Origin of the sequence: Aminobacter ciceronei (assembly GCF_014138625.1) — a bacterium.
Classification (GTDB): Bacteria; Pseudomonadota; Alphaproteobacteria; order Rhizobiales; family Rhizobiaceae; genus Aminobacter; species Aminobacter ciceronei.
Genome location: NZ_JACJHY010000028.1, coordinates 79,493 through 98,396, shown reverse-complemented (window position 1 = coordinate 98,396; position 18,904 = coordinate 79,493). Strand labels below are relative to the sequence as shown.

16 protein-coding genes and 1 tRNA gene are annotated in these 18,904 nt (G+C 63.8%); 13 read left to right on the top strand and 4 right to left on the bottom strand.

The window, feature by feature from the left end:
• Window positions 1–105: 105 nt before the first annotated feature.
• Window positions 106–196 (bottom strand) — tRNA-Ser (locus tag HNQ95_RS24875).
• 451 nt (window positions 197–647) lie between these two features.
• On the opposite strand from HNQ95_RS24875, the gene HNQ95_RS24870 reads away from it, so the two are divergent.
• From HNQ95_RS24870 to HNQ95_RS24835, 8 genes are all read left to right on the top strand, one after another.
• Window positions 648–1,703, top strand: coding sequence for a porin (locus tag HNQ95_RS24870; RefSeq protein ID WP_067964251.1), 1,056 nt, complete (start codon window positions 648–650; stop codon window positions 1,701–1,703).
• Window positions 1,704–1,997: 294 nt separating this feature from the next.
• Window positions 1,998–2,873 (top strand): tyrosine-type recombinase/integrase, encoded by an 876-nt coding sequence (locus tag HNQ95_RS24865; RefSeq protein WP_246340962.1) that lies wholly within the window; start codon window positions 1,998–2,000, stop codon window positions 2,871–2,873.
• A gap of 280 nt (window positions 2,874–3,153) precedes the next feature.
• Entirely contained in the window at window positions 3,154–4,263 is a 1,110-nt protein-coding gene (locus HNQ95_RS24860; protein WP_182575491.1) for a pyridoxal phosphate-dependent aminotransferase, read from the top strand.
• A 195-nt stretch (window positions 4,264–4,458) separates the two neighbouring features.
• Complete coding sequence (locus tag HNQ95_RS24855; protein WP_067964254.1) at window positions 4,459–5,688, top strand: CAP domain-containing protein; 1,230 nt, start codon at window positions 4,459–4,461, stop codon at window positions 5,686–5,688.
• 83 nt (window positions 5,689–5,771) lie between these two features.
• Window positions 5,772–7,511: a type I secretion system permease/ATPase gene (locus HNQ95_RS24850; protein WP_182575492.1), complete on the top strand. Its 1,740-nt coding sequence runs from the start codon at window positions 5,772–5,774 to the stop codon at window positions 7,509–7,511.
• 2 nt (window positions 7,512–7,513) lie between these two features.
• A complete protein-coding gene (locus tag HNQ95_RS24845; protein WP_182575493.1) occupies window positions 7,514–8,941 on the top strand; it encodes an HlyD family type I secretion periplasmic adaptor subunit in 1,428 nt (475 codons plus the stop codon).
• Between the two features lie 91 nt (window positions 8,942–9,032).
• Window positions 9,033–9,677 (top strand): TetR/AcrR family transcriptional regulator, encoded by a 645-nt coding sequence (locus HNQ95_RS24840; RefSeq protein WP_182575494.1) that lies wholly within the window; start codon window positions 9,033–9,035, stop codon window positions 9,675–9,677.
• Window positions 9,643–10,803 carry an isovaleryl-CoA dehydrogenase gene (locus HNQ95_RS24835; RefSeq protein WP_182575495.1) on the top strand — a complete coding sequence of 387 codons (1,161 nt, stop codon included), beginning with the start codon at window positions 9,643–9,645 and terminating at the stop codon, window positions 10,801–10,803. Before HNQ95_RS24840 ends, HNQ95_RS24835 begins: the two co-directional genes overlap by 35 nt.
• 17 nt (window positions 10,804–10,820) lie before the next feature.
• Here HNQ95_RS24835 and HNQ95_RS24830 read toward each other — a convergent pair whose 3' ends face one another.
• Window positions 10,821–11,213 (bottom strand): hypothetical protein, encoded by a 393-nt coding sequence (locus tag HNQ95_RS24830; RefSeq protein ID WP_182575496.1) that lies wholly within the window; start codon window positions 11,211–11,213, stop codon window positions 10,821–10,823.
• 341 nt (window positions 11,214–11,554) lie between these two features.
• Between HNQ95_RS24830 and HNQ95_RS24825 the strand changes: the two genes are divergently transcribed.
• The 5 genes from HNQ95_RS24825 to HNQ95_RS24805 all read left to right on the top strand — a co-directional run bounded on the left by HNQ95_RS24825 (window position 11,555) and on the right by HNQ95_RS24805 (window position 16,825).
• Window positions 11,555–11,893: an AbrB/MazE/SpoVT family DNA-binding domain-containing protein gene (locus HNQ95_RS24825; RefSeq protein ID WP_182575497.1), complete on the top strand. Its 339-nt coding sequence runs from the start codon at window positions 11,555–11,557 to the stop codon at window positions 11,891–11,893.
• Complete coding sequence (locus HNQ95_RS24820; protein ID WP_246786995.1) at window positions 11,890–12,267, top strand: type II toxin-antitoxin system VapC family toxin; 378 nt, start codon at window positions 11,890–11,892, stop codon at window positions 12,265–12,267. The genes HNQ95_RS24825 and HNQ95_RS24820 overlap by 4 nt, the downstream gene beginning before the upstream one ends.
• Window positions 12,268–12,419: 152 nt before the next feature.
• On the top strand, window positions 12,420–14,027 hold the full coding sequence (locus HNQ95_RS24815) for a carboxyl transferase domain-containing protein (protein WP_182575498.1): 1,608 nt from the start codon (window positions 12,420–12,422) through the stop codon (window positions 14,025–14,027).
• 14 nt (window positions 14,028–14,041) lie between these two features.
• Entirely contained in the window at window positions 14,042–16,003 is a 1,962-nt protein-coding gene (locus tag HNQ95_RS24810; protein ID WP_182575499.1) for an acetyl/propionyl/methylcrotonyl-CoA carboxylase subunit alpha, read from the top strand.
• A gap of 201 nt (window positions 16,004–16,204) precedes the next feature.
• On the top strand, window positions 16,205–16,825 hold the full coding sequence (locus tag HNQ95_RS24805) for a YitT family protein (protein ID WP_182575500.1): 621 nt from the start codon (window positions 16,205–16,207) through the stop codon (window positions 16,823–16,825).
• A gap of 53 nt (window positions 16,826–16,878) precedes the next feature.
• Here the strand turns inward: HNQ95_RS24805 and HNQ95_RS24800 are convergent, their stop codons facing one another.
• Both HNQ95_RS24800 and HNQ95_RS24795 read right to left on the bottom strand, forming a co-directional pair.
• Entirely contained in the window at window positions 16,879–17,541 is a 663-nt protein-coding gene (locus HNQ95_RS24800) for a peroxiredoxin (RefSeq protein WP_067966898.1), read from the bottom strand.
• 202 nt (window positions 17,542–17,743) lie between these two features.
• Window positions 17,744–18,865: an ABC transporter substrate-binding protein gene (locus HNQ95_RS24795; RefSeq protein WP_067964270.1), complete on the bottom strand. Its 1,122-nt coding sequence runs from the start codon at window positions 18,863–18,865 to the stop codon at window positions 17,744–17,746.
• Between the last annotated feature and the right edge of the window lie 39 nt (window positions 18,866–18,904).

Genomic DNA, 18,904 nt, shown 5'->3' with positions numbered 1-18,904 from the left:
ACAGAGGACCCTGCAGACCATCGACAACCCGTTCGGCACGAGGTTGTCACCCATGTCTTAGGTACAAACTGTTACCTATGTCTTCGGGCTGTACAAGCCTGAGGCTGGCGGAGAGGATGGGATTCGAACCCACGAGAAGCTTTTGACCTCTACTCCCTTAGCAGGGGAGCGCCTTCGACCACTCGGCCACCTCTCCGTTGCGCCGCTGGATAAAGAAAAGGCGCGGCACAATCAATAAGCCATTCTACATATCGGCATGAAAAAGCACCGCCTGGCGAGCTCGGCGTACGAATCGTCCGCTTAGCCGGGCTCCCGAAGAATCGGATCACCCACGATTCTGCGGAAAGAGTCCTCGATCAGGATCTGTGCCAGGCGCAAAAGCTGCGCTGGAATGGCTCCATTTCTTAATGACTTCTTTATGGGGGGTATCAAATCGTGTCATTTGTGCAACATGCCCCGGCGATCCAGCGTTGCGGGAGGCTTGCGGGCCGTGTTGGCTGTTGAACCGCGAACGCTCATGGGTAATGTCGGGGTCGAAGAGGGAGCGCGGTGCGCATCTTTTTCAAACGGGGATGGGGCAGGGAACGCTGTCCTTCAGCAAAAAATACCCAGACCCTCTTTTGAAACTTTTGACTGGAGGTCAGAAAATGAACATTAAGAGCCTTCTTCTCGGCTCCGCTGCGGCTCTGCTCGCAGTCTCCGGCGCTCGTGCGGCCGACGCTGTCGTCGTCGCTGAGCCGGAACCCATGGAATACGTCCGCATCTGCGACGTTTACGGCGCGGGCTTCTACTACATCCCCGGCACCGAGACCTGCCTCAAGATCGGCGGCCTCGTTCGCTACCAGATCGACTGGGACGACCAGGATGAAGGTTGGCGCAAGACCGCTGCTGCGCGCGTGAACCTGGATGCTCGTTCGGAAACCGAATACGGCACGTTCCGCCGCTTCATCGAGCTGCACTTCCAGCACAACGGCCAGGAATACGTCGTTGACACGACCGATGGCTCGTCCGAGTGGTCAGACACCCAGGGCTCCTGGATTCGTTATGCCTTCTTCGAACTCGGCGGCCTGATGATCGGTCGTAACGACACCCTGTTCGACGGCGCCCTGTCGGGTGAATTCGACGCCGGCGGCGGCGACTTCATCAACTCGATCCGCTACACCTTCGACGCCGGCAACGGCATCGCAGTGTCGGTGGCTCTCGAAGAAGAAGACAACAACTTCGACTACGTCCCGCTCGTCGTCGGCAAGGTTTCGGTTGCCCAGGGCTGGGGTTCGGTCGACCTGTTCGCCGCTTATGACGACCGCTTCTCGGAGTTCGCTCTGAAGGGTGTCGCCAAGATCAAGGCAACCGATGCTCTGACGCTCGAGCTGCTCGCAGCTTATGAGTCGGGCGCCACCTGGTTCGGTCTGGCTGACTTCTATGCCGGCTACGAATGGTCGGTCGGCGGTTACCTGAAGTATGCCGTCAACGATCGCCTGACCGTCGGCGCCGGTGGTCAGTACTTCGCTGACAGCCACTTCGGCAACTTCCTCACCAACACCACGACCGAAGTCGGCAACGACGACTGGTCGATCGGCGCGGTCATCGACTACAAGATCGTCGAGAACCTGAACGCCAAGCTCGCAGTCAACTACGACGACGGCGACAGCTTCACGGACGGCTCGTTCAACGGCTTCCTCCGTCTCGACGCATCGTTCTAATCGACTGACGTCTTAAGCATAAGCGGCCCGGGTTTAGACCCGGGCCGTTTTTCTACCAGCGGAAAGCGGCTGGGACATCGAACCGAAAGGGAGAAGCACGACGCTGTCAGGCTATTGAAGCCGAGCCCGGGTCGATCTGCCCCTGCCCGTTCAACAGCCCGAAGCTTGATCCATTAGTCCCCTTGCCTTGGCGGCCCGAGTGCGTAACTTTGCGCGCGGGGGAGTTGCCGAGGACTTATGAAAAAAGCAACTTCAAAGGACGATATTGTGAGCGGCCACATTTCAGCCGCCCTGATGACTGATTGCAAGGTAACTTACAATTTCAATACAATTAAAGAAGTAAAGTCATTCAGGGTCATAGACCTTTTTAATTCTTACAAAGACATTCTCTGGGACGACGGCAGGCACAAATACAACGTCAGCTCCTTCATCGGCGAGATCGACGAGATTCTTCTAGGCGAGCGCTTCAGCGCATTTTCCCAGGAGACACTCGACGGCCTGATAGGCTCCCTGCGCCAACGCGGTAACAGCAATGCGACCATCAATCGGAAGATGGCCGCTTTGAGCAAACTGCTGCGCAAGGCCTACAAGATGGGAGATGTCCACAGCCTGCCCGAGTTCCGCCGCCAGAAGGAGCGGGCGGGACGAATCCGTTTTCTCGAGCTCGAGGAAGAGGACAGGCTGTTTGCTGCCATCCGGGCCAAGAGTGAAGACGCCTACCGGCTTTCCGTTTTCCTGGTCGATACCGGTTGCCGCCTCGGCGAGGCGATCGGACTGATCTGGAACGACATCCAGGACACACGCGTCAGCTTCTGGATCACCAAATCCGGGCGCAGCCGGACGATTCCCCTGACCGCACGCGCCAGAGAAACGGCCAAATGGCCGGCTGATCGTGGGCCGCGTCCGAAAGGACCGTTCGCCATGCTGACGCAGCCGCAGTTCCGGGCAATCTGGAACGAGGCCAAGGCGGAAGTGGGTCTCGGCGCCGACGATCAGGTGGTGCCGCATATCCTGCGCCACACCTGCGCCTCGCGCCTGGTCCAGGGCGGCATCGACATCCGCCGCGTGCAGATGTGGCTCGGTCACCAGACGCTGTCGATGACGATGCGTTACGCCCATCTCGCGACAAACGATCTCGACCGCTGCGTGGTGGTGCTGGAGCGGCACTGATGCCGGCAAATGATTCGCATGATGCGCCCGGATTCGGGCCGCATCTGCGCGCGCGCCGGCAGCAACACGTTGCAATGGCTCGCGGGCTTGCTCGTCGTCACGCCGTCACGACCGCTCGGACTTTGCCGGATCGCCACGTCGCGGTGGCGTGAAGCCGGTCGCTGGCGCGCAAATAGGCTCACAAATCATATCCCTGCCCGGCTGCTTTTGTCGTATAGGCAAAACATCCAGAGATTGCCGCGCCCGGCCAGGGCCGGATGACGCCATCGAGTATGCTGCCATGACCAACCGCCCTGCCCTCACCCCCGTCATCGACGCCCTGCCCGTTACCGTGCCGTTTGTCGGGCCGGAGGCGCAGGAGCGCGATCGCGGCACGCCGTTTCGCGCCCGAATCGGTGCCAATGAGAGCGGTTTCGGACCTTCTCCGCGCGTGATCGCACGGATGGCCGAGGCCGCGGCTGAGATGTGGAAATACTGCGATCCGGATAATTACGATCTCAAGGTCGCACTGGCGCGCCATCTCGGGCTCGGCGTCGACAATGTCGTTGTTGGCGAAGGCATCGACGGCCTGCTCAACCTCGTCGTGCGCATGTATGCCCGCGAGGGTACACCAGTGGTGACCTCGCTCGGCGCCTATCCGACCTTCAATTTCCACGTCGCCAGCGTCGGCGCGCGCCTGGTGCCGGTGCCGTTCCGCGACGACAAGGAAGATCTCCAGGGCCTGCTCGACGCGGTGAAGCGCGAGAATGCGCCTGTCGTCTATCTGTCCAACCCGGACAATCCGATGGGCAGCTGGTGGGAAGCGGAGGAGATTCTTCGCTTTGCCGAGGCCTTGCCCGAGACGACGATGCTGGTGCTCGACGAAGCCTATGGCGAGACGGCGCCAGCCTCGGCGCTGCCGCCGGTCGACATTGCGCGCCTCAATGTCGTGCGCATGCGCACCTTCTCCAAAGCCTATGGGCTTGCCGGCATCCGCTGCGGTTATGCCTTTGGCGATGCCGAGGTGATCGCGAACTTTGAAAAGGTGCGCAACCACTACGGCGTCAGCCGCATGGCGCAGATCGCAGGCGAGGAAGCGCTCGCGGATCAGGCCTATCTTGCCCAGGTGGTCGCCAAGGTCGACGCCGGACGCAAGCGGATCGCTGGAATCGCCAGGGATAACGGGCTGAAGCCCCTGCCCTCGGCGACAAACTTCGTCACCATCGACTGCGGCGGCGATGCTGCCTTCGCGCTTGCCGTGATGCGCAACATGCTTGCCCGCGACGTCTTCATCCGCAAACCGATGGCGCCGGCGCTCGACCGCTGCATCCGGGTGAGCGTCGGGCTCGACCACGAGCTCGACATCTTCGCCGAAGAACTGTCCAAGGCGATCGCTGCCGCCCGCGGCTGATCACGACACGGGATTTTCAACCGTCGATAGACGGCGCATCCGCGCCCTGTCGTCTCGCGCGAAGATATATGCGTATATCCTAATTTATTCATTTCAGCGCCGCATCATCAACACACTTCCTGCCTAGGCCGGACGTGGGACGGACGGGACATTTGGGGGTTCATCAGCAATCAAGAACCAAACCGGGGAGACCCTATGCCTCAGCACAGCGCCAACGAGCAGTATTTGCTCGAGCTCATCAACGCGGAGCGCGCCAAAGTCGGCGCCCAGCCTCTGGCATTCGACAACGACCTAAGCGAAGCCGCCGAAAACCACGACAAGTGGATGCTCTCGGCAGATGTCTTTTCACACACAGGCTCCGGCGGCTCGTCGCCGACGACACGCATGAAGGCGGCCGGCTACACGCTCAGCGGCTCCTGGGCGACGGGCGAGAACATCGCCTGGGCCACGACCCGCGCGCCGACCGGCTATGTCGACGAAGTGAAGCTGCTTCACACCAACCTGATGAACTCCTCCGGACATCGGGCGAACATTCTCAACCCGAACTTCCGCGAGGTCGGCCTCGGCTTCGAGGTCGGTGACTACAAGGGCCGTTCATCCGCCTTCGTGACCGAAGATTTCGGCAAGACCGGTTCCGACCTGTTCCTGACCGGCGTGACCTTCGACGACAAGGACGGCGACCGCTTCTACGATCCCGGCGAAGGGCTTGGCGCGATCACCGTGACAGCCAAGAACGCCGCCGGCCAGACCTTCAAGACCACGACCTCGGCGGCAGGCGGCTACGACCTGGTGCTGAAGCCCGGCACTTACACGGTGACCTTCACTGGCGCCAACATCGCGACCTCGACGCAGACGGTCACGATCGGCACCAAGAACGTCAAGAAGGACCTGATCGACCCGGTGATGAAGTCGGGCACGCTGGCAGCCACCGCTTCGGTCGACGATGCCGGCGCAACAGCACCGACGACGCCGACCAAGACGGTCGACGTCGCCGACACCACCGATACCGGCGGCGACAATACCGGCGCAAACCTTGCGAACAACTGGCTCGCCGACTTCTTCAAGAAGATGGACCATTTCGGCCAGGACCAGGGTACGCGTAGCGACCCGGGTACGCGTGGCGTACGCGAGGTGGCCGGCTCCACTGAGACTTCTGCCAAGAAGACGGTGGCGTTCGATGGCGACCACTTCAACTTCAGCTCGAAGGTGGCAGCACATGTGAATGCCGATCATGTCAACGACATCGTCGATGGCGGCCATGTGCAGCAGGCCATCGACCACGTTGTCGCGACGCTGCAGGCCCATCTGCCGGCGGATGGTCACGCGGTGGCAGATGCGGGCGACGCAGCCCAGGCGGCGGTCGCCAAGATCCTGGCGCAGATGGCCGCCCATTCGAGCCATCAGAATGCCGACGTCGTCGCCTGATTTTCTGGCGATTCCAAAAAGGCGGGCTTCGTTCGGCGAGGCCCGCCGTATTGCAGTCAATCAATTGACCGCCATCAAGGGGAATGACCCTGTCTCACCCGTCCACTGACCTGAACCGCACGTCAGAGCTTTTCAAGGCGCTGCATTCGTTCAAGGGCGCCTTCGTCGCCGTTGCCGGCTTCAGCGGCCTGATCAACATCCTGATGCTGTCGGGCTCGCTGTTCATGCTGCAGGTCTATGACCGGGTGCTGCCGAGCCGCAGCGTGCCGACGCTTGTCGCGCTGATCATCCTGGTGGCCGTGCTCTATGCCTTCCAGGGCGTGCTCGAAGCCGTCAGGGCACGGGTGCTGACGCGGATCGGCGCCGGCATCGACGAAATCATCAGCGGCCGCGTGTTCAACTGCATCGTCAGGCTGCCGCTGCGCACGCGCGACCGCGGCGAAGGCCTGCAGGCCATGCGCGACCTCGATCAGGTCAGCGGTTTTCTCTCCGGCGCGGGACCGGCAGCCTTGTTCGACCTGCCGTGGATCCCGATCTATGTCGGCATCTGTTTTCTTTTCCATCCCTGGATCGGCGTTGCCGCACTTGCCGGTGCTGTGCTGCTTGTCGCGCTCACCGTCCTGACCGACCGCCTCGTGCGCGGGCCGACCAAGGCGATGTCGGGCTTCAGCACACGGCGCAGCGCGATCGCCCAGGCCGGCGCCCGCAATGCCGAGGTGCTGGCCGCAATGGGCATGGGCGACCGGCTGGCGCAGCGCTGGGCTAAGGCGAATGGCGACTTCCGCGAGGCGCAGGAACGCGCCAGCGACCTGACCAGCGGCTTTGGTGCCGTGTCGCGCATCCTGCGCATGATGCTGCAGTCGATGGTGCTGGCGCTCGGCGCCTATCTCGTCATCTACCAGCAGGCGACGCCCGGCATCATCATTGCCAGCTCGATCCTGACGTCGCGCGCATTGGCGCCGATCGAACTCGCCATCGCGCATTGGAAAGGCTTTCTCAACGCACGCCAGAGCTGGCACCGGCTCGACGCATTGTTCGCAGCAATGCCGGCGTCGGAAGGCGGCATGGAGCTGCCGGCGCCGACAGACGAACTCACTGTCGAGGGCATCAGCGTGGTCGCGCCCGGCGATCGGCGATTTGTGCTGCAGGACGTCGAATTCTCGCTTCGGGCGGGAGCCGGCATGGGCGTCATCGGCCCCAGCGGCTCCGGAAAATCCTCGCTGGCGCGCGCGCTGGTCGGCGTCTGGCCGCTGATGCGTGGCAAGGTGCGGCTCGATGGTGCGGCGCTGGAGCAGTGGCCGGCTCAGGCGCTTGGCCGCCATGTCGGCTACCTGCCGCAGGATGTCGAACTGTTTGCCGGAACCGTCGGCCAGAACATTTCGCGTTTCGAGGATAGCGCTCCTTCCGAGACGATCATCGCGGCGGCGAAGGCTGCGGGTGTGCACGACATGATCCTGCGTCTGCCCGAGGGCTACCAGACCGAGATCGGCGAGAGCGGTGCTGCCCTGTCCGCCGGCCAGCGCCAGCGCGTGGCGCTGGCCCGCGCGCTCTACCGCGATCCGTTCCTGGTCGTGCTCGACGAACCCAATTCCAATCTCGACGCATCGGGCGACCAGGCGCTGACGCAGGCCATCGAGCGCATCAAGGCGCGCGGCGGCATCGTCATCGTGGTGGCGCACCGGCCGAGCGCGCTGGCGGCACTCGACCATCTGCTGGTCCTCGGCGGCGGCAAGCAGCAGGCCTTCGGCCTCAAGAGCGAGATTGCAAGGCAGGCACTGCAACCGGTGCCGGTGCCGCTGCATGCGGTGGGAACGGCGGGCTGACCATGACACTGGTGACCAACCATTTTTCGGCAGACCGGCTGAAGGCAGCGAGAGATCTTGCGACCTCGGCAAAGACGCAAATGCTTGCCCTGCTCGACAAGGGCGCGATGCCGGTTGCCGGCGCCACTCCGCAACAGCAGCGGCTGCGCAAGGACATCAGGCGCAACGTCCGCCTGGGCGGCTTCGCCGCGCTGGCGCTTGTCGGCGGCCTCGGCCTGTGGGCGGCAACAAGCAGCCTGTCGGGCGCGGTGGTGGCGGCGGGTCACCTTGTCGTCGATTCCAACGTCAAGGCGGTCCAGCATCCGCAGGGCGGCGTCGTCGGCGCGCTCAACGTGCACAATGGCAGCATGGTGTCGGCCGGCGAGGTGCTGGTGCGGCTCGACGACACCGTCGCCAAGGCCAATCTCGCCATCGTCGACAACGGCCTGGACGAGCTGATGGCGCGACGCGCCCGGCTGATCGCCGAGCGCGACGGAACCGAGGCGGTCGCCTATCCGGCCGAACTCACGGCCCGCGCCGCCGATCCGGCGATCGCGCAACTGATCGAGGGCGAGAACAAGCTTTTTGCGCTGAGGCGGCAGGCACGCGACGGGCAGGTGTCGCAATTGCGCGAACGCATCGCCCAGTTCCGCGAGGAGATTTCCGGCATCGAGGCCCAGCAGAAAAGCAAGAAGCAGGAGATCGCCCTGATCAAGGTCGAGCTCGCGGGCATGGAAGAGCTGTGGAAGAAGAAGCTGGTGCCGATCTCGCGGCTGGCCGACCGGCAGCGGGCGCAGGCGCAGCTCGACGGCGAGGACGGCCAGCTGACGGCGTCCGCGGCGCAGACGCGCGGCCGCATCAGCGAGACCGAGCTCGCCATCATCCAGATCGACCAGGACATGCGCAGCCAGGTGGCCGGCGAGCTGCGCGAGATCGACGCCAAGGCCGGCGAACTCAGGGAACGGCAGGTCGCCGCCGAGCAGTCGCTGAGGCAGATCGACATCCGCGCGCCGCAGGCCGGCCGGGTCCACCAGCTGGCGATCCATACCGTCGGCGGCGTGGTCACGCCGGGCGAAGCGATCATGCAGATCGTGCCGACGGCGGATGCGCTGGTGGTCGAGGCGCGCGTTGCGCCGCAGGATATCGACCAGGTGCGCATCGGCCAACCAGCGACGCTCAGGCTGTCGGCCTTCAACCAGCAGACCACGCCTGAAGTGGACGGCACCGTCGACCGTGTGTCACCCGACATGATCGAGGACCAGAAGGCCGGGCTGTCCTATTATGCCGTGCGTATCGCCCTGTCGGCCAAGAGCCTGGAACAGGCGGGCTCACCGGAGCTCAAGCCAGGCATGCCGGCCGAGGTGTTCCTCAAGACCACCGACCGCACGGTGCTGTCCTATCTGTTCAAGCCTTTGACCGACCAGGCCAGCCGCGCCTTCCGCAGCGACTGACGCCGGCCGTCATCCACAGACGGCGTTTCGTACCCCTTGAATTAATTAAACGTTCGTTTTATTAATCCAGCCATTCGGGAGGAATGGCTGGATGGCGCGAACTGCGGGTTCGGACGGCGGCAGGACGGAAGCGGCGATCCGCGAAGCGGCGGTACAGCTGATCGCGCGTCACGGCTTCGAGGCGGTGACGATGCGCCAGCTGGCGGCCGAGGTCGGCGTCCAGGCTGCCGCGCTCTACCGCTATTTCCCGACCAAGGAAGACCTGCTTCACACGCTGATGCGCGAGCATATGGAGGCGCTGCTCGGCGCCTGGGAGGCGGCGCGTCCCGACAATGACGATCCGCTGGCGCGGCTGACCAGCTTCGTCGCCAACCACATCCGTTTCCATGTCGAACGCCGGCACGCCACCCATGTCTCCAACATGGAGTTGCGCAGCCTTTCGCGCGATAATCTGACCAGCATCCTCAAGCTCCGCACGGCTTACGAGAAGGAGCTCAGGACCATCCTGCGCGACGGCGCGGATGCCGGCCTGCTTGATATCGACGACACCGGCCTGACGGCGATGGCGATCATCCAGATGATCACCGGCGTCATCGTCTGGTTTCGTCCCGATGAGAGACTGTCGGTCGACGAAGTCACCGCGACCTATCTTGCCATGACGATGCGCCTGACCGGCGCCAGGACCAATGCGGAGGACCGCCATGTACGACAAGACGCTGAACTTCGGGCTCGGTGAGGACATAGACAGCCTGCGCGAGATGGTCCGGCGCTTCGCCCAGGAGCGCATTGCCCCCATCGCCGCCGACATCGACCGCAGCAATGAATTTCCCGCCCATCTCTGGCAGGAGCTGGGTGCGCTCGGCCTGCTCGGCATCACTGCCGAGGGCGAATATGGCGGCTCGGAAATGGGCTATGTCGCCCATGTCGTGGCGGTCGAGGAAATCTCCCGCGCCTCGGCCTCGGTCGGCCTGTCCTATGGCGCGCATTCGAACCTCTGCGTCAACCAGATCAAGCGCTGGGGCACGCCGGAGCAGAAGGCGAAATACCTGCCCAGACTGTGCTCGGGCGAGAATGTCGGCGCGCTCGCCATGTCGGAAAGCGGCTCCGGCTCCGACGTCGTGTCGCTGCGCCTCAGGGCCGAGAAGCGCAACGACGTCTATGTGCTCAACGGCTCCAAGATGTGGATCACCAACGGGCCCGATGCCGACACGCTGGTGGTCTATGCCAAGACCGATCCGGAGCGCAAATCGCGCGGCATCACCGCCTTCATCATCGAGAAGACGATGAAGGGCTTTTCGGTGGCGCAGAAGCTCGACAAGCTCGGCATGCGCGGCTCCAACACCGGCGAGCTGGTGTTCGAAAATGTCGAGGTGCCGTTCGAAAACGTGCTGCACGAGGAAGGCCGCGGCGTCGAAGTGCTGATGTCAGGCCTCGACTATGAGCGCGTGGTGCTGGCCGGCGGGCCGATCGGCATCATGGCGGCGTGTCTGGATGTCGCCGTGCCTTACGTGCACGACCGCAAGCAGTTCGGCCAGCCGATCGGCGAGTTCCAGCTCGTGCAGGGCAAGCTTGCCGACATGTATTCGACGATGAATGCCGCGCGCGCCTATGTCTATGCCGTGGCCGCTGCCTGCGACCGCGGCCAGACGACCCGCAAGGACGCCGCCGGCTGCGTGCTGTTTGCGGCGGAGAAGGCAACCGTGATGGCGCTCGATGCGCTGCAGCTGCTCGGCGGCAACGGCTACATCAACGACTATCCCACCGGCCGGCTGCTGCGCGACGCCAAGCTCTACGAGATCGGCGCCGGCACCAGCGAGATCAGGCGCTGGCTGATCGGCCGCGAGATCATGGCGGAAGGCTGATGAAGCCTCCCGCCCGGTCACTGGAAAGCCCTTGGCAGATCGGCCGTCGGCTTCGACACGATCTGATGGGCGTCGCGCCAGATGACCTCGCGCTGGCCGGCCGTTTTGATCGTGCGCACTGGCAGACCGCCCTCGCCGATCAGCCAGGCGCAGTAGCGCGCACGGCTGATCGCCTCGGCGGCGTGCGGGTCGAACCAGCAGATGCCCCAGATCGAGTTACGCCGCTTGAAGTGGCGACCGATCCTGCCGGGCATCGGCAAATGCTCGTTGAACCAGTCGAACTGCTCACGCAGTTCGGCCAGGATCCAGTCCGGGCAGCCATTCCTGTAGAGATACCAGGACGCGCGGAAGAAGCCGGCCTCCACCCGGCTGTTCGGATGGATGAGCGGCGTAACGAAACGCACATACATGATGACAACCGCGCGGCCTCGACGGCGGCGCGCTCCCCTGCAACTTCGGTGAATTCGAGCTGTGAAAGTGCCGCCCTTCGGCGGCCTCAGCCTTTTGCCGAAGGGAGACGGAATGTCAGGCGCATATCGATGCGTCTCATCGGTCGTCTCCAAGAGGACGGGTTGCGGAGCATGCGGACGAGCCAGCAGCTCGCCCCATCGGGAGCGGGCACGTACACGCATTCCGGATCGATATCAAGCCAAAACAATCAGAGGTTTCCGCAACTGCCTGGCAGCCTGTTTGCCGCAAATGGTCATTCATGGCACAATCTCTCTTTCTGCCACAGATCGGGGTTTGCGCCATGACTGAGCCAGAGACGCCCAAAGGCTTCGCCGAGGAGCCGCAGAAGCCATACAACTCCAGGATCCGGGCCGAGTTGCTGCGCAAGCCGCCGAAGTTCGAGCGCTTGCGCGTGGGCGACGGCGGCCGCATCGTCATCCCCGCCGCCATGCGTGAGGAAATGGGCATCAAGCCCGGCGACGATCTCGTCGCCCAGGTCGAGAACGGAGAGCTGAGGCTGATCTCGCACCAGATGGCCCTCACCCGTGTGCAGCAAGAGATGGCCAAGTACAAGAAGCCGGGAGAAAGCGTTGTCGACGAGTTCCTGGCCGAACGCCGCGCTATGTGGGGTGAAGAGTGATCGTGCTCGACGCCTCGGCCGTGCTGGCGGCGATGTTGCAGGAGCCCGGAGCCGACCGGGTCCATGCGCTCGTCGACAAGAGCGTGATCTGCGCCGTCAATGTCACGGAGGTCATCTCGAAGCTGACCGACAAGGGCTACGACGAAGTTGACGTACGCCAGCAGTACGAGAACTTGAGTCTCGATGTGGTGTCGTTCGACCAACACCTGGCGCTGGTCGCCGGGCACCTGCGCGCATCGACGCGCCACAAGGGCTTGTCGCTGGGTGACCGCGCCTGCCTGGCGCTGGCGATACTGACGGAACGAACAGCCGTCACCGCCGACAGGAAATGGGCCGACCTGGATGTCGGCTGCAAGATAGAGGTCATTCGCTGAGAGGCGATCGAGAGCGGAGATGGCTCGACAGCAACAAACCGACGTCTGGACTTCGCCGAAATTACGAGGCTAGTGCGTTAGATTCGCCACCCACCATGACTGCTTCGCGCTCTTGCGCGCTGCATCGCATGGGTATCACTCCAAGAGGAAAAATGCCGACGCTTCATTCCCAGCTCTCCCCCTCCTCCGAAAGCTTCAAGGCCAATGCGGCGCGCCTGCGAACGCTGGTGGCCGACATCAGCGAGAAAGCTGCGACGGTGGAGCGCGGCGGTTCGGAGGATGCGCGCAAGCGGCATATGTCGCGCGGCAAGCTTCTGCCGCGTGAAAGGCTGGCGCAACTGCTCGACGCCGGCTCGCCCTTCCTCGAGGTCGGCCAGTTCGCCGCCTTCGGCCTCTATGGCGGCGACATCGCGTCCGCCGGCGTGATCGCCGGCATCGGCCGCGTCGAAGGCACCGAGGTGATGGTGGTGGTCAACGACGCCACGGTGAAGGGCGGCACCTATTATCCGATGACTGTGAAGAAGCATCTGAGGGCGCAGGAGATCGCGCTGCAGAACAATCTGCCCTGCATCTATCTCGTCGATTCCGGCGGCGCCAACCTGCCCAACCAGGACGAGGTGTTTCCCGACCGCGATCATTTCGGCCGCATCTTCTTCAACCAGGCCAACATGTCGGCGGCGGGCATTCCGCAGATCGCCTGCGTCATGGGCTCGTGCACGGCGGGCGGCGCCTATGTGCCGGCGATGTCCGACGAGACCGTCATGGTGCGCAACCAGGCCACCATCTTTCTCGCCGGCCCGCCGCTGGTCAAGGCGGCGACGGGCGAAGATGTCAGCGCAGAAGAGCTGGGCGGCGCCGACCTGCACACGCGGGTGTCGGGTGTCGCCGACCACTATGCCGTCGACGACGAACACGCTCTGGCGATCGTCCGGCGCATCGTCAAAAACCTGAATCGGAAGAAGGACATCGGGCTGGTCCTGAAGACATCGATTCCGCCCGTTCATGCGCCGGAAGAGGTCTATGGCGTCATCCCGGCCGACCTGCGCCAGCCCTATGACGTGCGCGAGGTGATCGCGCGCGTCGTCGACGGCTCCGAATTCGACGAGTTCAAGCAGAACTACGGCACCACACTGGTGACGGGCTTTGCCCATGTCCACGGCATGCCGGTCGGCATCATCGCCAACAATGGCGTGCTGTTTTCGGAGAGCGCGCTGAAGGGCGCACATTTCATCGAGCTGTGCTGCCAGCGCAAGATCCCGCTTGTCTTTCTGCAGAACATCACCGGCTTCATGGTCGGCGCCAAATACGAAGCCGGCGGCATTGCCAAGGACGGCGCCAAGCTGGTGACGGCGGTGGCGACCGCCCAGGTGCCGAAGGTCACCATCATCATCGGCGGTTCGTTCGGCGCCGGCAATTACGGCATGTGCGGCCGCGCCTACTCGCCACGTTTCCTGTGGATGTGGCCGAACGCGCGCATATCGGTGATGGGCGGCGAGCAGGCAGCGACAGTGCTTGCCATGGTCAAGCGCGAAGGCATCGAGCGCAAGGGCGGCAGCTGGAGCAAGGAAGAAGAAGCCGAGTTCCGCGCACCGATCCTCGAGAAATACGAGCGCGAGGGGCACCCGCTCTATTCGTCGGCCCGACTGTGGGACGACGGCATCATCGACCCGGCCAGGACGCGCGAGGTGCTGGCGCTCAGCCTGTCGGCAGCGCTCAACGCGCCTGTACCAGACACCAAATTCGGCGTGTTCAGGATGTGATGGGGGATCAAGGAATGTTTTCGAAAATCCTCATCGCCAATCGCGGCGAGATCGCCTGTCGCGTCATCCGCACCGCCCGCAGGATGGGCGTGAAGACGGTGGCGGTCTATTCGGACGCCGATGCGCGCGCGCTGCATGTCGCCATGGCCGACGAGGCCGTGCATATTGGCGGCTCGCCTGTCGCCGAGAGCTATCTGCGCGGCGACGTCATCATCGCGGCGGCCAAGGCGACCGGCGCCGAGGCGATCCATCCCGGTTACGGCTTCCTGTCCGAGAACCCCGGTTTCGTCGACCAGGTGACGCAGGCAGGCCTCGTCTTCATCGGCCCGTCGGCAGATTCGATCCGCGCCATGGGGCTCAAGGATGCCGCCAAGCGGCTGATGGAAAAGGCCGGCGTGCCGGTCGTTCCAGGCTATCACGGCGAGGCGCAGGAGATCGTCATCCTCGCTTCCAAGGCGCGCGAGATCGGCTATCCCGTACTGATCAAGGCGCGTGCCGGCGGCGGCGGCAAGGGCATGCGCCGCGTCGACCACCCCGACGATTTCGCCGATGCGCTGTCCGGCGCACGGCGCGAGGCCAAGGCCGCCTTCGGCGACGACCGCGTGCTGGTCGAGAAATATGTCGACAAGCCGCGCCACATCGAAGTGCAGGTGTTCGGCGACAATTTCGGCAATGCCGTGCATCTGTTCGAACGCGACTGCTCGGCGCAACGCCGCCACCAGAAGGTGATCGAGGAAGCCCCTGCCCCCGGCATGACCGCCGAATTGCGCGCGGCGATGACCGATGCCGCCGTCAAGGCCGCCAAGGCGATCCAGTATTCCGGCGCCGGCACGATCGAGTTCATCGTCGATGCCTCGGACGGGCTGAAGCCGGATCGTTTCTGGTTCATGGAAATGAACACGCGGCTGCAGGTCGAGCACCCGGTGACCGAGATGATATCGGGCGTCGACCTTGTCGAATGGCAGCTTCGGGTCGCCTCGGGCGAGCCGATACCGCTGGCGCAGGAGGACATCACGCTATCAGGCCATGCCTTCGAGGCACGGCTCTATGCCGAGGATCCCGCCAAGGGTTTCCTGCCGGCGATCGGCACGCTGCATCATCTCAGCTTCCCCGGGGAAGCTGCGGCGGGCACCGAACTCCGCATCGAGACCGGCGTGCGCCAGGGCGATGCGATCTCGCCCTTCTACGATCCGATGATCGCCAAGGTGGTGACGCACGGGCCTGATCGCACAACCGCGCTCGCAGCACTCGCCGACGCAGTCACCCGCACCGAAGTGGCGGGCTCGACGACAAATGCGGCGTTCCTGGCTGCCCTTGCCCGCGACCCCGACTTCGCCTCAGGAGATGTCGACACCGGTCTGATCGGGCGCAAGCAGGACGAGCTGACGGTGACCGCGCCGCCGAGCAGCCGGGCCGTGGCGCTTGCCGCACTGGCTGCCACCGGAGCCATGGCATCTGCTGCCTCTGACGATCCGTGGTCCAGCCTCACCGGCTATGCCCATTTCAACCCGCTGGCGCGGCGGGCGACTTTGTCGTTCGGCGGCACGGGCATTGTCGCCCACATCACGGCGCGGCCGGACGGGCGTTTCCAGGTCAGGCCGGAGGGCGGCGAGGCCTTCGTGCTAAGCGCGGGCGCGGGCGCGGGCGATGCGGGAGCGACGGTCGCGGCGTGGCCCGGCCATGTCACGGTGTTCGAAGCTGGCCGCTCCTTCGACTTCGCCATCAGCGATCCGTTCGCACGCGCTGCCGAAATCGGCGAAGGCACGTCGAGCATGCGCGCGCCGATGCCGGGCCTGGTCAAGCTCGTTCGCGCGACAAAGGGCGACAAGGTGGCAAAGGGCCAGCCGCTGCTGGTGCTGGAGGCGATGAAGATGGAGCACACCATCACCGCCACCCATGACGGGGTGATCAGCGAGATCGCCGCCGAGGGCGCGCAGGTGACCGACGGAACGGTGCTGGTGCGCTTCGAGGAGTAGTCAGTCTCCGCTTTTCTTCGAATCGCGGAAGCCCTCCATCTTCTTGTTTTTGCGCAATTCCCGGGAAAACCGCCGCACAGTTTTCCCGGCTCTTACGCGAGCCTTGCTGTTTGCGCATGCCAGACCAGCCCGAAAATCTGTATCGGATTTCGGGCTGGTGCCGTATTGCTGCGATGCAGCAAACATGGACAGGCACGCGCAGTGACCAATATCAGCAACAGTGATGCCCTCCCGCATCGCCAGTACGAGGACGTGCTGGCACTGCTCACCGGTACCATGATGGTGGCGCTCGGGCTGGTGCTCTACACCAATGCCGGGCTGATCACCGGCAGTTCGGCCGGACTGGCGCTGCTTGTCCAATACGCCACCGGCTACGGCTTCGGCGCCATCTTCTTCGTCATCAACCTGCCGTTCTATTATCTCGCCGTGAAGCGCATGGGCTGGCCGTTCGCGCTGCGCACCTTTGCCGCCGTGGCGCTGATTTCGCTGCTGTCGCGGCTAGTGCCCGACTGGATCGGCATCGGCCACCTCAACCCGCTCTATGCAGCGATAGCGGGCGGCGGCCTGATGGGCATGGGCCTACTGGTGCTGTTCCGCCATCGCGCCGGGCTCGGCGGCTTCAACATCCTGGCCTTGTACCTGCAGGACAATCATGGCATCCGCGCCGGCTATTTCCAGCTCGCGGTCGACCTCGTCATCCTTGTCGTGTCGCTGTTTTACCTTGAGCTCGACAAGGTCGCACTTTCGGTGCTGGGTGCCGCGGTGCTCAACCTGATCATCGCCATCAACCATCGCCCCGGCCGTTATGTCGGCATGAGCTGAAACGCAAAAGCCGCGCCAGACGGCGCGGCCCTGCGTGCGACAGCTATGCCGGATCAGCCGGCGGTCGGCTGCTTGGTCTTCCTGAGATAGGGCAGGACGCGCTCGAACGAGCCGAAGCGCTTGATCGCGTCCTCGTCGGAGACGGCTGCGGTGACGATGACATCGTCGCCCTGCTTCCACTGCACCGGCGTTGCCACCTGGTATTTGGCGGTCAGCTGGATCGAATCCAGCGCGCGCAGGATCTCGTCGAAGTTGCGGCCGGTCGACATCGGATAGGTCAGGGTCAGCTTGACCTTCTTGTCGGGGCCGATGACAAACACCGAACGCACCGTGGCATTGTCTGCCGGGGTGCGGCCTTCCGAGCTGTCGCCAGCCGTCGCCGGCAGCATGTCGAAAAGCTTGGCAATGGCAAGCGTCGGGTCACCGATCATCGGATAGTCGACCTTGTTGCCGGAGAGCGTCTCGATGTCGGCCTTCCATTTGTGGTGGTTCTCGACCGGATCGACCGAAATGCCGATGATCTTGGCATTGCGCTTGGCAAAGTCGGCCTTCAGCCCGGCCATGTAGCCGAGTTCGGTGGTGCAGACGGGCGTAAAATCCTTGGGGTGCGAAAACAGCACGGCATAGCCGTCACCGATCCAGTCGTGGAAGCTGATCGCGCCTTCCGTCGTGTCGGCCTTGAAATCCGGGGCAGTGTCATTGATGCGAAGGCTCATGGTCGGTTCCTCCTGAATGCGACGCACACGGCTTGCGCCGGCCAGAACGGCCTGATTTCGGCGTCCACGTGCGAAAATCTCATTTTGCGCCAAGCGCGTGAAAACGACAATGGCCGGGACGTGCCCGGCCATTGAATGCATCTCTGTGGCTTACTGCCACAATGGCCGGGACGTGCCCGGCCATTGAATGCGTCCAGACGGCTTACTGCTTGATCGGCGCGTATTTGCCGTCGTGCCACTGGTTGATGTCATAGCTGGCGTTCTTGAGATCGCCCTTCTCGTCGAAGACGACATCGCCGACGACGGTGCTGATCGGCTTGCCATCCTTGAGCGCCTCGGCGACCTTCATCGGATCATCCGTGCCGGCACGCTCGATGCCCTGCGCGAAAGCCTGGATGGTGGCGTAGGAGAACAGGGTAAAGCCTTCCGGCACGAAACCGCCGGCCTTGATCTTCTCGACAGCTTCCTTGGCCTCGGGCTTGGCCTGCGGGTCGGAGGGGAACACGAACAGCGTGCCCTCGCCGGCCGGGCCGGCGATCTGCCAGAACTCGGGCGAAGCGATCGAGTCGGGCATGATCAGCTGATACTTGAAGTTCTGCTCGGCCGACTGGCGCAGGATGAGGCCGGCTTCGGGGTGGTAGCCGCCGAAATAGACGACGTCGGCCTTGAGTTCCTTGAGCTTGGTGACCAGCGCCGAATAATCCTTCTCGCCGGCATTGATGCCTTCGTAGAGAACTTCGGTCAGGCCACCGGCATTCATCGTCGCCTTGACGGCGTCGGCGACACCCTGGCCGTAGGCGCTCTTGTCGTGCAGCACGACGACGTTCTTGCCCTTGTACGTCTCGGCGATCCACGGGCCGATGAAGGCGCCCTGGGCGTCGTCACGCGTGTAGAGACGCATGATCGTCGGCCAGCCCTTCTTGGCGGCGTCGTCGGTCAAGACCGGGTTCGAGGATGCCGGCGACATCATCAGCGCGCCGCTCTCGGCATAGACGGCGGAGGCCGGGATGCTCGAGCCCGAGCAGGCGTGGCCGTCGATGAACTTGATGCCGTTGGCAACGATGCGGTTGGCGACCGAAACCGCCTGCTTGGGATCGCAGACGTCGTCTTCGATCGACAGCTTGAGCTGGCGCCCGAGAACGCCGCCCTTTTCGTTGATCGCCTTGACGGCGGCTTCCGCACCTTGCTTGAACTGGTCGCCGATATTGGCGAGCTGGCCGGTCATCGGGCCGGCTACGGCAATGCCGATATCCTGCGCGTAGGCTGCGCCGGCGCTGAGCGACAGGCCGACCAGTGCCGCGCCAAATGTACGTTTCAAATGCATTGTTACCCTCCCTGGGACGCTCCGGTTTCCCCGGATCGC

Bases quoted from the DNA above. Each gene is read 5' to 3' on its own strand.
- HNQ95_RS24795 (WP_067964270.1), bottom strand. From the start codon at position 18,865: ATGCATTTGAAACGTACATTTGGCGCGGCACTGGTCGGCCTGTCGCTC.
- HNQ95_RS24860 (WP_182575491.1), top strand. From the start codon at position 3,154: ATGACCAACCGCCCTGCCCTCACCCCCGTCATCGACGCCCTGCCCGTT.
- HNQ95_RS24850 (WP_182575492.1), top strand. From the start codon at position 5,772: ATGACCCTGTCTCACCCGTCCACTGACCTGAACCGCACGTCAGAGCTT.
- HNQ95_RS24870 (WP_067964251.1), top strand. From the start codon at position 648: ATGAACATTAAGAGCCTTCTTCTCGGCTCCGCTGCGGCTCTGCTCGCA.
- HNQ95_RS24825 (WP_182575497.1), top strand. From the start codon at position 11,555: ATGACTGAGCCAGAGACGCCCAAAGGCTTCGCCGAGGAGCCGCAGAAG.
- HNQ95_RS24830 (WP_182575496.1), bottom strand. From the start codon at position 11,213: ATGTATGTGCGTTTCGTTACGCCGCTCATCCATCCGAACAGCCGGGTG.
- HNQ95_RS24835 (WP_182575495.1), top strand. From the start codon at position 9,643: ATGTACGACAAGACGCTGAACTTCGGGCTCGGTGAGGACATAGACAGC.
- HNQ95_RS24865 (WP_246340962.1), top strand. From the start codon at position 1,998: ATGACTGATTGCAAGGTAACTTACAATTTCAATACAATTAAAGAAGTA.
- HNQ95_RS24840 (WP_182575494.1), top strand. From the start codon at position 9,033: ATGGCGCGAACTGCGGGTTCGGACGGCGGCAGGACGGAAGCGGCGATC.
- HNQ95_RS24800 (WP_067966898.1), bottom strand. From the start codon at position 17,541: ATGAGCCTTCGCATCAATGACACTGCCCCGGATTTCAAGGCCGACACG.
- HNQ95_RS24810 (WP_182575499.1), top strand. From the start codon at position 14,042: ATGTTTTCGAAAATCCTCATCGCCAATCGCGGCGAGATCGCCTGTCGC.
- HNQ95_RS24845 (WP_182575493.1), top strand. From the start codon at position 7,514: ATGACACTGGTGACCAACCATTTTTCGGCAGACCGGCTGAAGGCAGCG.
- HNQ95_RS24855 (WP_067964254.1), top strand. From the start codon at position 4,459: ATGCCTCAGCACAGCGCCAACGAGCAGTATTTGCTCGAGCTCATCAAC.
- HNQ95_RS24815 (WP_182575498.1), top strand. From the start codon at position 12,420: ATGCCGACGCTTCATTCCCAGCTCTCCCCCTCCTCCGAAAGCTTCAAG.